We start from the raw sequence: 12,777 nt of genomic DNA on the forward strand, positions 1-12,777 counted from the left end.
CCACCTCGGCAGGCACCGCCAGCTACACCTATCCCGCAACCAGCCACCGGCTGACCGCCGTGGACGGCGAAGCGCGCAACCATGACGCGGTGGGCAATACCACCAGCATCGGCAGCAAGACGTTCACCTACAGCGCGGTATTCGCAGAGTGATCCGATTGGGCTGATGGGAGGGATTGGTACGTACCTGTATGCCTCCGGGAAGCCTCTTTCGAAGATCGATGAAAAGGGGCTGGTCGACGTCTGGGTATGGATGCCGCTCCCCTATGAGGTAGGGCGGCCGAGCTATGGAAAGCTGCATTCCTCTTTCGGGCACATATCGACAACTTCAAATGGTGTCGATTACTCATTTGGCCCTGCGGGCAACTCGATAAGTACAAACTACGTTTCATCTCAGCTTAATTTGCGCACTGGCATTAAGCACACAATAGAACTTACACCGCAGCAGGAGTCAAAACAATCGGCATGTCTCGCGAGGCCGCAGGGGGAGTACAGTGCAATAAATAATAACTGCGGGACGCCGTTGCAGAATTGCATGCGGGAGATTGGCAAGGAGCTTCAGCCTGTGAACATGATTCTTCCGGAATCAATAAACCACCTGCTTTGGTGGATGTCTGATGACTCAACCATTCAACGCGGGAAAAGGTGATGAAATTTATTCCTGGAATCTTTCTTATCTGCTCAGTCTTAACTATCACCTCTTGCGAACACAAGGGTAGAGAAGTTGTGCCGGAGGGCGTGATCGAAGTTTATGATTCTGCAGAGGGCGGGGGCGTAATTGGTACAAGTACTACTCCGATTCCGGTTGTTGGATATGTTTATCCGGATAAGACTCGTTACGTGCTGAAGGTCTGCTATCTGGGTCACATAGGGTATGTGCGGGATGGAATACGAGAGCTAAGATCAACAGTGGGCCGGAGCTCATCCTGCCCGGAAACCGCGAGAAGCGCGGACTAGAGTTAACTAAGCGAGGCGAAACTGAGATCACCAAGCTGGAGACTGTGGCGAAACAGGAGCTGCCACTGCGTGAATTACCTAGTTGGATATGGGCCAGAGCGTACCCAGCGAGGTTGGGAAGACACAGTGATGGCAGGGCACCTTGGTGCGGTGACGTCTGCTGAGGGATGCACGGGGGCTCGGCGCCCCCGCTACACCCTATCCCGCAACCAGCCATCAGCTGACTGCGGTGGATGTCGAGGCGCGCAGCCATGACGCAGCGGGCAACACCACCAGCATCGGCAGCAAGACGTTCACCTACAACGATGCCAACCGCAACTCGGTTGCCAATGGTCGACTTAATCGAGCTGCAGCGCATCCGGGGAACGCCAATCTCTTGCGGGGTGGGTCGAAGATCCTGGGGCCCCTTGGAGCAATCGTGAATTACAGGTCAAACTACAATAAATGCCAATGTCCGGCGAAGTGATTTTCATAAGGTTCATGAAGGGTGCAGCTGCGGCGGGAGCGCTGGGGATCTGTTGCGCGCTGATCGCGTCCATGTTGAGTATGCGCTGTCCAGTCGCTAAGTACTCTCCGGAAGTTATGTTTGCTCTTTTTTTCGCGTTGCTGATGTTGCTCGTATATTCCAAGTTCGAACTGGCGAGAAGGGGAATTCTGTCGATTGAGGTTGGGCAGGTGCGTTTCGCGTTCGCAATAGCGCTCCTGGCCGAGATGCTGATGATTGGGTTGCTCGTCGCCCGCAACCTCGAATGCGATAGCTTCGTTCGCGCGATTCCCATTCCTGGTGCACTACTTGTTTTCTATACAGCTGTCGCATTCTCATTTTTATTCGGTGATATCTATCTTGGTCCTGCGCGAAAAATCATCAGGCTTGGAGCTCGGCCGAGGAAATTCTTGAGGGAGGAATAGTTGGCACTGGGTGGATTCAAAGCTGACGCGCAACGTTCTCGGGCTACCGTTCTGCTTCCCGTATCAGTAGTCGTAAAATTTTGGCGGCCCCATCCTCAACTAATATCGGAAACCCGACCCTGTGGTGGGGTGGCCCCAGCAGAGCGATCCGTTGGTATCGCTGAAGGAGTGGGTAATCGTCAGTCGTTTCGGAGAGCGTGGCAATGAATGGCGAGCCGAAATGAGCTACATAGAGAGGGTCGTTCTGGCGACTCTGTGTTCGACCGTAATCCTGATGGCCTGGTGGGGGGGGGGGCAGAACTTGCAAGGCGTCCTCATCCTCGACTTCGCGATGAAATCCATCGGGCAAGGTTTCCTTTGCTTCCTTGCCAGTACAGTTTTCGGCCGTGCTGATCAAGGATAGGCCGGTGTTGATGTTGCTTCTTTCGCAGGTTCTCTCGATTGTGATCGTGTTTTTTCTCAATGGGGGCCGAGACTTGCTCTAGTCCATCTGTGGATCATTGAACTGGAAAGCTACAGCTACAACCATCGCGGTGAACGCGTGCTGCGTGCCCCGACCGGTGGCGCAGCGCAGGTCACCCTATACGACGAAGCGGGGCAGTCGCTGGGCAACTTTCGGCCATGGGCCAAGCGCAGCAGCAGGCCATCTGGCTGGACAACTACCCGGTGGCGCTGATCAATGTGCTGAGCGCCGGCGTGCCGGAGCTGGCTTACGTCCAGCCAGATCACCTGGGTACGCTACGCGTGGTGATCGATCCGATGCGGAATGTCGCGATCTGGAGTGGAGCAGATTGGGTGGCTTCGCCGCCTTTTCTCACTTGAAGATATGAGGCGAGATAAGGTCGGTGGTGGATCCCTTTCGGTCCCTCCACTGCTTGGAGTTGGGTTTGGCGTCATGTCGGGATCTGGCTACACAGTTCCTGGTCAGATAGCTGCGCCGACTGGAAAAGGATGCGGGTGTCCTTGAGATGAGAAAATACAATCGTTTTTTTTGGGCTTACTACATCATGTTCTTCTGGGCGCTCAGGCTGGTTGCTTGCTTTGGAGTTGCCGTAAATTCAGTGTTCCTTGCCTTTGTGCTGGTTGATATTTCTGATGGTGGACGAGACTACGGATTTGCGGGTTTGGCGTTTGTCGCGCTCTCTCTTTGCACAGCGTTTGCCATGTGGAAAATCGGGTCTGTCGGCCTGCTCCGTCTTCGGCAAAGGAGGGCACCATAGATCTTTCCAGGGATGCTCTGAACAACTGCCGGGGTAGTGCCGGCCGTACGCAGGTGGCGTCCCGTTGTATTTGGTAGATCCACCTGGTCTGTGCCCGTGTGAGTGCGTCGACTACTTGGGCGTGACGTTCGGTGTGGCAGACCTCGCCTTTGGAGGCTTGGAAGCTGTGAATGGCGAAGGAGTCACCATTGCCGGTGTTTTGTCTCCGCAGCCCGAAGTTGCAATCCCCGGATTCCTGGTAATGGTGAATGGTGGAGCAACGGCGTACGATGGAGTGTCAGTGATACAAACCGCTCAGGATGCAAAGGAAAGAGAGTCCATCTATACCGAGGTGGCGGGGGGCAGTTGGCGCGAAGACGGGAGAGCTGTCGTCATTCGGCTTGACGTTCAACGGTCACCTTAAGGCCACACGGAACTGTTGCACTGCGTAGCCCCTGACAAGGATGCGCTGGATGCCATGAAGGCGGTGAAGGATGTTTCGGGTGGGTCTGGGTGCGGTTGCATATAATGGAGGTGATATGCATATGCGCAAGAAAATAATGAATTGGCTTGGTTTGTTGTTATTTGCGCTAGTTTTTTTGAGGTCCTCGTCCTATCTTGTATTGAAGGTGTATGCTATTGGTCACCTTGAGAGCGGTGATTATTTTGTAATGTTGCCTATGGCGCTGGGGTCACTCCTGATTTGCGGCATGTTCATGGCAATTGTGATTAAAGGAATGAAATCCAATCAGTAGGCTGCGCCTGGAGCATCACGCGCGACGTATGGTTCCGACAGATGATTGCATGGGTATCACTATTCACGATTTCCATCTGGTTGGAATTCGTCTTGATCCGCTGTCAGGTGTGACTGTTTCTCTGTTCGATGAATCTTCGCGGGCATCCTATGATTTGGTCTTTGGCCAAGTCAGGAGAGCAAGCGTTGATGGTTTCTCTAGCCAGAATGTCGTGCTCGATCTCAAGGTCTTCAATCGAAAGGATGATTCCTTTGAATTCAAGCGGTGTTGCTTCCTCCTTGGCCTAGATCCAGTGGCTGCCAGGGAAATTGTCGATGGTGACACCTTGGTCTTCATTGAGGCCTCTGTCGGCGCAGAGATTGCACTTCTAGTAGAGGGCACTTGGGATAGCCGGTTGATCCCTGTCAAATCATGATTCCTGATCTGTCGAGCGCATCGCTCCAAGACGCACGCACCGCTTGGCTTGTAGGTCGACAGGGATCTGACGGAGAGATGGATTGTGGGACGGACCACCATCGGGCCAACGCAATGGGCTCTACCGTGCGTGCAGCCCGATGAACATCATGGATCCTGTACTCAGCGAACTGCTTTCCCGGCTCGGTGTCGACACTGACTTCGGCGATACGGTGCTGACCTGTCCGGAGACCCAAGGAGCCTATGAGGACACGCCCCTGCATGTGGTGGCCTATTACAACGATGTGGCCCTCCTCAGCGCATTGATGCCCTTCGTGACCACCATCGATGTGCATGGCGATCTTGATCTGACGCCGCTGGCAAGCGCGGTGGCACATGGCAGCTTCGCGGCTGCGGCCTATCTCCTATGGTGCAGACCCACACGCACGGAATGAGCTTGATCGGACACCACTGGAAATGATGTGCCAGGACCCGAGGTTTGATGATGTGGTGTGTATGGTCGACGCCGCAGATGGAACCTGCTGATGGAAACTTCTGAAAAGAGGTTTTACCGATGCGCCTGATGACCTTCATCTGCCCACTTTGTGGCGCTAGCGGGCAGCGCTTTCCCCTGCGATTTGCTGGAAGGCGTCAAGCAAAGACGTCGTGCCGGGGGTGTCGCGTGGAGCTTCGTTCAGACCCGCGGTTGGGCACGTACACGCTCTATCTTCTGTACACACAGGTCGTCATCCTTGTGGCGGCATTGCCGCTGATCGGGGCCAGTGTCGCGGGTGAATGGGTACGGCTGGGAATGATCTGTCTGGTAGTGCTGATGCTGTGCTGGTTCCCGGGCGTGATCAGGCACGCACGAAGTCCGATCGTGCGCGCCTGCCGGGATGCCGATTACAGCTATGCGCGCAGGCCAGGTGCTTCGACTGCGCACGCTGCCGCAAATCCGGAGCAGCGTAGCGACACGCCAAGTGCCAGCCCATGATAGGGAAGTCAAGAAATGACATACCATCTTGGGCGCGAGGTGCAGTCCCTGAATCGTTTTGCAGAACGGGTTGCAGATGGTAATTAACATTTGGCCGGCCCTTTCTGGGGCTCTCATGTCCATGCCGAAGGCTGGCATCTTGCGTGTAGCGGTGCTGCTCTTGCCAATGCTGGGGGGCTGCAGCATTCATCAGTTTCAACATACGGAATGGAGGTCGGACTGGGTCGATGTTTCGTCCGGTGCGATCTTCCCTGGCAATTCAACGACGCTGCCGCTTGACCGCATTTCCACGCTTGATCCTGATAGTGAGGCAGCCATTGCGAAGTGGATGTTGGAGCATTCGCTGGTCGTTGTCTCGGCATCAGAGGTTGAAGGGAAGATCGGTCCAATGCCGTTGAGTGACCTGAAGCCAGCGCCCGGGGAGAGCGTCTATCTCGTCAGGGCCGCTTCGGATGAAAGTAGGGGCAAGTTCATCGGCTACGTCAACGACAGGGGACTTCTCATCGTGTATGGGGTGATGGGGGGCTGCGGTGAGCAGAAGCAACGGGTGGTTGCCGTGAGCCTTCGGGAGAAGCCCGCCAACGTATTCGGTCGATGCTCGGCGGCGCTATAGTCGAGTGCCATGGTTGGAACGCCACTCCATGGGCGGTGAGCGGGTGGAGCTTGAAGTTGGAAGTCTTTCGATGACTACTCTGATATTCAAAGAGTCGCATTGGGGCAGCAGGAACCACTGGCCTAACATCTTTCCGCCCTGGCCTGCCTCCTCTACGAGATAGGGGGGAGGTTGAATGAAGAAGTGTGATTGCAGATAGGCGTGCACGTGCCGGAGCATCCCATGCGCCGCGTGATCGCTTTGAGCTTGAAGAAGAAGCCCACCCGTGTCTTCGCAGGATGTTCCGCAGCGCGCTGACAGCTCTGTTCGTTGTCGCCGCTCCAGAGTAATCAGCGCAAAGGCTGGAATGGGGCGCGTCATTCAAATGACTTGGTTGAATGGACGGTGATTTACCATGGAGCTTGAAGCGAAAAGGGTAGTTGTCTTTTCTCAACAGGATGAACGGTTCTTCTTCGAGTGGATTGGTCGAATCGGCTGCATCGGTAATGTGGTCGGCAGAGGGGATGTCATCTATCTATCCCTGGATCCAGATGCGGTTCTGGAGGAGGACGTCTGGGAACTGGCCGCATTGTTCAGGAGGTATCGGATTCCACTGGCCCAGCTGCGAACGCTGGAGGCAGGCAGGTACTCTCGAGCGCTGCGCGATGCCTTGCGCGAGTAGGGCGCCAAGCGGGAGGCAAGGTGCATGAGCTCCCGCACTCCTCCACAAAGGAACGCGATCGGGCTGCACGCCCTCGGAGAGGTACAAGATGAAAGCCAGGCAGATTCTTCGGTACGGGCTGGCCTACGCGGTGTCGTGTGGAGCACTCTGGCTGTTCCTGCACTTTGTGGGCAGGGCGCTTTACGCCTTCGACTCACATCAGGTTTTCTTCTGGCTGTACGCCGTCAGCCTTTTGTTGCTGGGAATCTGCGCACGGGTTCCCGGCGCGGGCCGCCTTACGATCAGGCGGCTTGCCAAGGGGGCTGGCTTGGGGCTGCTCGCGGGCCTTCTGGCCCAGGTCGTGGTGCTTGTACTGGAAGCCTATAGATTCAGCGGATTCAGCCCATCGCTGCTCTGGCAGGTACCGGTTTCGCTGACGGTGATGAGCGTCGTGCTGCTCACGCCGCTCTGGGGCGTAGTGCTGGTTGCCCTCACTGCCGAACACCGCCGCGACAACCACCCACGTCAGGCCTCGAACCCATGAAGCACCTGAACGCCTTTTGCCTCGTGGTTGCACTGACATCCTGTGCGGCGCATCCGAACCGCACCACGAAGTGTCCGCCGGCCCATTTCACCTACGTCGGCACCGAGAGCGTCGACGGGCTGACCTACGGGCGCTTCCAGGTCACCCACAACGCTGGTCAGCCGCTTCAGCTGTGGGTGGATGAGAGACGCAGGTTGAACTCAAGGACCGCTCGCGCAGAGATGAGGCGCACAGGCGAGGATGCCTGGCGGCCTTACAACGTGATCCTTGAGGAAATCACACCGGGAGCGATCGGGCTGTCGATCGGGCAGGAAGAACAGCAGAGCGTTCTGTTCGATGGTGATGGCCTGTTCCTGCCCGGCGCATCCAGCGCGGGCGCGAATTACTCCATCGTGGTACAGGACGCTGCCGGTTGCGAGCATCGCTCGGCAACGTTCATTCCCTGACATTTCTGGCGGCGCGCCGGCCAGGCAACGAAGGAAAAATGGCGCGCCCGGAGGGATTCGAACCCCCGACCAATGGCTTCGGAAGCCACTACTCTATCCGGCTGAGCTACGGGCGCGTTGTAGAACCGCCGCGCCGTCGGCCAGTGCCGGGGCGGGCATCGCAGCGCCATGAGGCGGTGCGGGACCGGCATTCTATCCAGTTTCGTCGAACAAATCTCCCCCCACCGGCAAAGCCCTGCCAGAGGGGCAGGAGTATCCTATCGCCATGGCTGATACCCCCCTCACTTCGCCGCAGTCGCCGGCGACGCCGCGTTGGCGGCATTACTGGAGTCTGATGCGCGCTGATCGCCCGATCGGCACGTTGCTGCTGCTGTGGCCCACCTGGTGGGCGTTATGGCTGGCTGCCGGCGGCCTGCCGCCGCTGTGGACGCTGTTCGTGTTCACCGCCGGCGTGTGGCTGACCCGCTCGGCCGGTTGCGTCATCAACGACTACGCCGACCGCTGGCTCGACCCGCATGTGGAGCGCACCAAGGCGCGGCCGCTGGCCACCGGCGCAATCAGCGGACGCGCCGCGCTGGCGCTGTTTGCGGTGCTGATGCTGGTGGCGTTCGGCCTGGTGCTGACCCTGAACGGGCTGACCATCGGCCTGAGCTTCATCGGCGTGTTCCTGGCCGCCAGCTACCCGTACCTGAAGCGCTACACCCATCTGCCGCAGGTCTACCTGGGCATGTCGTTCGGCTGGGGCATCCCGATGGCGTTCGCCGCCGTGCAGGGCGAGGTGCCGATGCTGGGCTGGCTGCTGTATGCCGGCAACATCCTGTGGTCCACCGCCTACGACACCTGGTATGCCATGGTCGACCGCGAGGACGACCTGAAGATGGGCTCGCACTCCACCGCGATCCTGTTCGGTGATCTCGACCTGGTCATCCAGGGCGTGCTGTACGCGCTGTTCCTGGCCACCATGGCGCTGGTTGGCGTGCGCGGCGGGCTGGGGGGCTACTACCTGGCCGGCGTGGCCGTGGCTACGGTACTGGTGGTGTACGAATTCTGGATCTGCCGCAACCGCGAGCGCGGCCCGTGTTTCAGGGCGTTCCTGCACAATAACTGGGTGGGCGCCGCGCTGTTCGCCGGTATCGCCGTGGACCTGGCGCTGCGTTGAGAAGCGCAGCCGAGCGTGCGCTCGGCTCTACAGCTGACAGTGCTTCCGTAGCGCCCGGGCCTACGCTCGGGCGGCGGCGCGCAGCGCCGGGCCTTCCGCCACCTACGACCAATAGGTGGCAGACAGCCCACACCCCACCGCCCAGAATCGGTCCATCGAACCTGGGAGGGTAGGCGATGGCCTCGACGGCAGCAGTACAGGATGGCTGGATGGCGCGCGCAGCGCTGCGCTCGGCCGCCTGGGCGGAAAAGTGGTTCCCCGACGCGTACGTATTCGCAGTGCTGGGCGTGGTCATCGTCGCGCTGGCCGCGATGGGTTTTGGTTCGACCCCGCAGGCCACGGCCAGCGCCTTCGGTGACGGCTTCTGGAGCCTGATCCCCTTCACCATGCAGATGGCCTTCGTGGTCATCGGCGGCTACGCCGTGGCGACCGCGCCGGTGGTCGCGCGCTTCATCGACTTCCTGGCCCGGGTGCCGCGCACCGGTCGCGGTGCGGTGGTGTACGTGGGCCTGGTCAGCATGCTGGCCTCGCTGCTCAGCTGGGGCTTCTCGCTGGTGTTCGGTGGCCTGCTGGTCCGCGCGCTGGCCCGCCGCACCGAACTGCGCATGGACTACCGCGCCGCGGGTGCTTCGGCCTATCTCGGCCTGGGCGCGGTGTGGGCGATGGGGCTGAGCTCGTCGGCTGCACAGCTGCAGGCCAACCCGGCCAGCATGCCGCCGGGGCTGGTGGAGATCACCGGCGTTCTGCCGTTCACCGAAACCATCTTCCTGTGGCAGTCGATCGCCCTGACCGCGGTGCTGATCCTGGTCTCGCTGCTGATCGCCTGGCTGACCGCGCCTGCGGCCGGCAGTGCGCGTACTGCCGAGGAGTTCCCCGGCGCTGCGCAGGCCGAGCCGGAACCGCTGCAGCGACGCACGCGCCCAGGCGAATGGCTGGAATACAGCCCGTTGCTGACCGTGCTGCTCTCGCTGCTGGCGTTCGGCTGGCTGTTCAACGAATTCGCCAACAAGCCGGTGGTCACTGCCATCGCCAACCTCAACACCTACAACTTCCTGTTCATTTCGCTGGGCCTGCTGCTGCACTGGCGCCCGCGCAGCTTCCTCAACGCGGTGGCCAAGGCGGTGCCGAGCACCACCGGCGTGCTGATCCAGTTCCCGCTGTACGGCGGTATCGCGATGATCCTCACCCACGCCGCCGGTGGTGACGGGCAGACCCTGGCGCACCGGCTGTCGAGCCTGTTCGTGCACGTGGCCAGCACCGATAGCTTCGCGCTGGTCATGGGCGTCTACTCGGCGGTGCTGGGCTTCTTCGTGCCGTCCGGTGGCGGCAAGTGGATCATCGAAGCGCCGTACGTGATGCAGGCCGCCAACGAACTGAAGGCGCACCTGGGCTGGGCGGTGCAGGTCTACAACGCGGCCGAAGCGCTGCCGAACCTGATCAATCCGTTCTGGATGCTGCCATTGCTGGGCGTGCTGGGGCTGAAGGCACGCGACATCGTGGGCTTCACCTTCATCCAGTTGCTGGTGCACATCCCGCTGGTGCTGGGCCTGTTGTGGCTGCTGGGCATGACGCTGGCGTATGTGCCGCCGGTGATGCCGTGAGTGCAGGGCTGGCGTCCGTGCGCGAGCAGGACGCCAGCTCCGTTCAGCGCGTGTTTCCGACAGAGCGCGCCATGAATGCGCACAGTCGCGCTGACGGCATGAGCACATGCCGAACCCATATGAATCCTTCATCGGCTTGTGCCGCAAGGGGCTTTGCCCGTTCATTCACGCGCGTACACATCCGTGTAGCCGCCCACCCACGCGCGATTAACTCTCCGCTGCAGACGATGGCCCCGTCCACCGCATTCCGCGCGTGGCTTTCGGAGAACGGACATGGCACAGCAGAACCAGAACCCGAACCAGAAGCAGCAGGGCCAGCAGAACCAGCAGGATCAGCAGCAGGGTCGTGGCCGCGACCAGCAGCAGCAACAGCAGCAGGAACAGCAGCAGCGCAACCAGCGCAACCAGCAGCAGGGTGGGCAGGACGAGGAAGAGTGACTTCGGCACCCACTTCCTGTGGTGCGCGAAGCCCCGCCCCGTGCGGGGCTTCGCTTATTCCAGCACGCCGATGCGTTGCAGCACCGGCGCTGCTGACATGTCGTTCGGGTTGGTGCCCGGCTGATCCTGCGGCACCTCCATGCCCATGGCGCGGTAGAGATCGACCCAGTGCTGTGCGATCTGCCCGGTCTGCGGGTTGCGGAAGTTCATCGGCTGCAGTGCGAACACATGGTGCGCACGGAACGCGCGCTCGATGAAATCCGAACAGTAGTAGCTGTCCTCGTTCAACACATACGACGTGTTGTAGGGCTTGCCCAGCATCGTGCGTGCGGTCGCGACCGCATCCTTGATGGCAGCCTGCTGCGATGCGTGCAGGCGATAGACCACGACCTGCCGCTGCTTGGCCCGGGCGTCCTGGCGGAACTCGACCAGCGATTGCCGGCGCGAGCCTTTCTCGTCCGCATGCAGTACCTCCCAGCCGTCTGGCGCCGCAGCGACCAGGGCCACGTGATCGAAGCTGGGGGCGCCCTGCTTGCCGGTAGCATCGTCGATGGCCGCGCTCAGGCCGGCATGGCCGGCGGTGACGAACAGCAGATCGCCTTCCCGGACCTCCAGCGCGGCCACACCACCAGGCCACAGCATTGGCACCAGCAGGGAGAGGGCAAGCAGGAATGCGCGCATGGGGCCAGGATCGAAGCGTGTGCGGCGTAGTCTAACGGCTGCTGCGATGACGTTGATTTCAGTATTAGTGTGATACTAGTCTCATTTCAGCATGTCGGGATATTCCTGACAGCGGATGTTGAAACTGAATTGACCGAGGCATGGCTATCCTTGCCTCCCTACCGCGCCGGAACCGCGCGCGACCGCCCGGAATCAGGAGGATCCCGTGAACCAGCTCCGCCCCGTTGCCCTGCTTGCGCTTGCCCTGGGGCTTGCGCTGTCCGGCTGCAAGCCTGCGCCCCAGGCGGCCCCCGCTGACGCCGCCGCACCGGCTGCGACCAGCACGGCCGCCGCCACGGCGCCGGCCACGCCGGTTGCCGCGGCCCCGGCAGACGCGTCTGCCAGTTGCCCCCATCCGGTCTTCGACGACTTCCTCAAGCATTTCGGCAACGAGATCGCGCTGCAGGAAACGTCCACTGCCGATCCGCTGCTGGACAGCCACATCGACAGCGAAGCCGAGCCGGAGCCACGCAAGGTGGAAGAGAAGGTGCCGCTTGCCAAGGTCGAATGGCCGGTGATGCCGGACCCGGCCACGCTGCAGCGCCAGGGCCGCGAGATGCAGGTCACCCGCCTGCCCGATGGCCAGGTACAGGTGCAGATGCGCACTCCCGATACCAGCGACCAGCAGATCTACACCTTTGCCCAGAAGCCGTGCTGGCAACTGGTCAAGCGTGAGGACGAATCGATCTGACCCCTGAGCGACCGCCTGCGGGCGGTCGTGTGATCCACCCAAGGAGCCCCGCATGCGTCTGTCTCCCGTTGCCCCCGTGCTGGCCCTGATGCTTGCTGCCTGCAGCGGCCCTGAGGCGGCTGCACCGGCGGCCCCTGCTTCCACTGACCCGGCAGCGACGCCGGCCGCACCTGCGGCTGCCGTTGCGGACCATTCCACCTCTCTTACGCGCGACGAGACCGGCATGCATATCGATTGCCAAGGCACCCGCCTGCACCTGGCGGCCCAGCCCACCCAAGACACGGACGCTTCCCGGCTGACCACGCTGGAAATTGAAAAGGACGGCGCACGCCAGGCCATTGCTGCGCCCAAGGAGATGGACGGCTATACCGCCGTTGGCCTGGCCTGCGTGCAGGACCGCAGCGGTACGCCGTACTTCGTCGTGCAGTACGGTGAACTGCCGTTCGGCTGCAGCTTCTGCGAGTGGTACTACCTGTACGACGCCAGTGGCCGCCAGTTGACCCACAGCACACCGCCGCTGCGCGGCGCGGAAGGCGAGGAGCAGGAGCCCAACAACGACGAGTACGAGAAGTTGATCGACTCGCTCGGCATCAAGCACCCGGAGGTGAACTACATCGAAGACTGAGCGCAGCGGCAGGACGTCGCACGCGCGCTGTGAACGCAGCACTGCAGTACCGCAGTACCAGAAGTACCAGGAGCAGTACCCCTTAAGGAAATCC

Annotated in this window: 14 protein-coding genes, 1 tRNA gene and 1 pseudogene; 14 read left to right on the top strand and 2 right to left on the bottom strand. The window is 60.6% G+C overall.

The genetic code is table 11. The features are described from left to right. Positions 1–1,406 precede the first annotated feature (1,406 nt). From AC2A1N_RS02950 to AC2A1N_RS02990, 9 genes and pseudogenes are all read left to right on the top strand, one after another. A complete protein-coding gene (locus AC2A1N_RS02950) occupies positions 1,407–1,865 on the top strand; it encodes a hypothetical protein (RefSeq protein ID WP_082783347.1) in 459 nt (152 codons plus the stop codon). Between the two features lie 505 nt (positions 1,866–2,370). After that, positions 2,371–2,645, top strand: a pseudogene (locus AC2A1N_RS02955) (RHS repeat domain-containing protein); the annotation flags it as partial. A 958-nt stretch (positions 2,646–3,603) separates the two neighbouring features. After that, positions 3,604–3,819, top strand: coding sequence for a hypothetical protein (locus AC2A1N_RS02960; RefSeq protein ID WP_154351574.1), 216 nt, complete (start codon positions 3,604–3,606; stop codon positions 3,817–3,819). A 49-nt stretch (positions 3,820–3,868) separates the two neighbouring features. After that, positions 3,869–4,234 (top strand): hypothetical protein, encoded by a 366-nt coding sequence (locus AC2A1N_RS02965; protein WP_242893103.1) that lies wholly within the window; start codon positions 3,869–3,871, stop codon positions 4,232–4,234. A 148-nt stretch (positions 4,235–4,382) separates the two neighbouring features. Continuing rightward, complete coding sequence (locus AC2A1N_RS02970) at positions 4,383–4,667, top strand: ankyrin repeat domain-containing protein (RefSeq protein ID WP_134968247.1); 285 nt, start codon at positions 4,383–4,385, stop codon at positions 4,665–4,667. A gap of 654 nt (positions 4,668–5,321) precedes the next feature. Further along, the gene (locus tag AC2A1N_RS02975; RefSeq protein ID WP_229298494.1) at positions 5,322–5,819 is read left to right on the top strand and encodes a hypothetical protein; all 498 of its coding nucleotides are present in this window, start codon (positions 5,322–5,324) and stop codon (positions 5,817–5,819) included. Between the two features lie 394 nt (positions 5,820–6,213). Then, positions 6,214–6,480, top strand: coding sequence for a hypothetical protein (locus AC2A1N_RS02980; RefSeq protein WP_154351573.1), 267 nt, complete (start codon positions 6,214–6,216; stop codon positions 6,478–6,480). A gap of 88 nt (positions 6,481–6,568) precedes the next feature. Continuing rightward, positions 6,569–7,003: a hypothetical protein gene (locus tag AC2A1N_RS02985; RefSeq protein WP_154351572.1), complete on the top strand. Its 435-nt coding sequence runs from the start codon at positions 6,569–6,571 to the stop codon at positions 7,001–7,003. Continuing rightward, complete coding sequence (locus tag AC2A1N_RS02990) at positions 7,000–7,449, top strand: adhesin (protein ID WP_154351571.1); 450 nt, start codon at positions 7,000–7,002, stop codon at positions 7,447–7,449. The genes AC2A1N_RS02985 and AC2A1N_RS02990 overlap by 4 nt, the downstream gene beginning before the upstream one ends. Positions 7,450–7,488: 39 nt before the next feature. Here the strand turns inward: AC2A1N_RS02990 and AC2A1N_RS02995 are convergent. Continuing rightward, positions 7,489–7,565: transfer RNA gene (locus AC2A1N_RS02995), tRNA-Arg, on the bottom strand. A gap of 149 nt (positions 7,566–7,714) precedes the next feature. Here AC2A1N_RS02995 and ubiA point away from each other — a divergent pair. The 3 genes from ubiA (at position 7,715) to AC2A1N_RS03010 (ending at position 10,647) form a co-directional block, all read left to right on the top strand. After that, positions 7,715–8,608 (top strand): 4-hydroxybenzoate octaprenyltransferase, encoded by an 894-nt coding sequence (gene ubiA / locus AC2A1N_RS03000; RefSeq protein ID WP_049454031.1) that lies wholly within the window; start codon positions 7,715–7,717, stop codon positions 8,606–8,608. A 176-nt stretch (positions 8,609–8,784) separates the two neighbouring features. After that, positions 8,785–10,209 carry a short-chain fatty acid transporter gene (locus AC2A1N_RS03005; protein ID WP_180869447.1) on the top strand — a complete coding sequence of 475 codons (1,425 nt, stop codon included), beginning with the start codon at positions 8,785–8,787 and terminating at the stop codon, positions 10,207–10,209. A 273-nt stretch (positions 10,210–10,482) separates the two neighbouring features. Further along, the gene (locus AC2A1N_RS03010) at positions 10,483–10,647 is read left to right on the top strand and encodes a hypothetical protein (protein WP_005414774.1); all 165 of its coding nucleotides are present in this window, start codon (positions 10,483–10,485) and stop codon (positions 10,645–10,647) included. A gap of 54 nt (positions 10,648–10,701) precedes the next feature. Here the strand turns inward: AC2A1N_RS03010 and AC2A1N_RS03015 are convergent, their stop codons facing one another. After that, a complete protein-coding gene (locus tag AC2A1N_RS03015) occupies positions 10,702–11,328 on the bottom strand; it encodes a YiiX/YebB-like N1pC/P60 family cysteine hydrolase (protein ID WP_484371465.1) in 627 nt (208 codons plus the stop codon). A 205-nt stretch (positions 11,329–11,533) separates the two neighbouring features. On the opposite strand from AC2A1N_RS03015, the gene AC2A1N_RS03020 reads away from it, so the two are divergent. Together AC2A1N_RS03020 and AC2A1N_RS03025 are read left to right on the top strand one after the other, a co-directional pair. Beyond that, entirely contained in the window at positions 11,534–12,058 is a 525-nt protein-coding gene (locus tag AC2A1N_RS03020; RefSeq protein ID WP_061479739.1) for a hypothetical protein, read from the top strand. 52 nt (positions 12,059–12,110) lie between these two features. Further along, positions 12,111–12,683: a hypothetical protein gene (locus AC2A1N_RS03025; protein ID WP_227836791.1), complete on the top strand. Its 573-nt coding sequence runs from the start codon at positions 12,111–12,113 to the stop codon at positions 12,681–12,683. Positions 12,684–12,777 lie beyond the last annotated feature (94 nt).

Source organism: Stenotrophomonas maltophilia group sp. SKK55, from assembly GCF_057179845.1.

What these genes read in the sequence shown, in the direction of transcription:
- AC2A1N_RS02970 (WP_134968247.1), top strand. Translation starts at nt 4,383, where the DNA reads ATGGATCCTGTACTCAGCGAACTGCTTTCCCGGCTCGGTGTCGACACT.
- AC2A1N_RS03010 (WP_005414774.1), top strand. Translation starts at nt 10,483, where the DNA reads ATGGCACAGCAGAACCAGAACCCGAACCAGAAGCAGCAGGGCCAGCAG.
- AC2A1N_RS02990 (WP_154351571.1), top strand. Translation starts at nt 7,000, where the DNA reads ATGAAGCACCTGAACGCCTTTTGCCTCGTGGTTGCACTGACATCCTGT.
- ubiA (WP_049454031.1), top strand. Translation starts at nt 7,715, where the DNA reads ATGGCTGATACCCCCCTCACTTCGCCGCAGTCGCCGGCGACGCCGCGT.
- AC2A1N_RS02950 (WP_082783347.1), top strand. Translation starts at nt 1,407, where the DNA reads ATGTCCGGCGAAGTGATTTTCATAAGGTTCATGAAGGGTGCAGCTGCG.
- AC2A1N_RS03015 (WP_484371465.1), bottom strand. Translation starts at nt 11,328, where the DNA reads ATGCGCGCATTCCTGCTTGCCCTCTCCCTGCTGGTGCCAATGCTGTGG.
- AC2A1N_RS03005 (WP_180869447.1), top strand. Translation starts at nt 8,785, where the DNA reads ATGGCCTCGACGGCAGCAGTACAGGATGGCTGGATGGCGCGCGCAGCG.
- AC2A1N_RS02965 (WP_242893103.1), top strand. Translation starts at nt 3,869, where the DNA reads ATGGGTATCACTATTCACGATTTCCATCTGGTTGGAATTCGTCTTGAT.
- AC2A1N_RS02985 (WP_154351572.1), top strand. Translation starts at nt 6,569, where the DNA reads ATGAAAGCCAGGCAGATTCTTCGGTACGGGCTGGCCTACGCGGTGTCG.
- AC2A1N_RS02975 (WP_229298494.1), top strand. Translation starts at nt 5,322, where the DNA reads ATGTCCATGCCGAAGGCTGGCATCTTGCGTGTAGCGGTGCTGCTCTTG.
- AC2A1N_RS02980 (WP_154351573.1), top strand. Translation starts at nt 6,214, where the DNA reads ATGGAGCTTGAAGCGAAAAGGGTAGTTGTCTTTTCTCAACAGGATGAA.
- AC2A1N_RS03025 (WP_227836791.1), top strand. Translation starts at nt 12,111, where the DNA reads ATGCGTCTGTCTCCCGTTGCCCCCGTGCTGGCCCTGATGCTTGCTGCC.
- AC2A1N_RS02960 (WP_154351574.1), top strand. Translation starts at nt 3,604, where the DNA reads ATGCATATGCGCAAGAAAATAATGAATTGGCTTGGTTTGTTGTTATTT.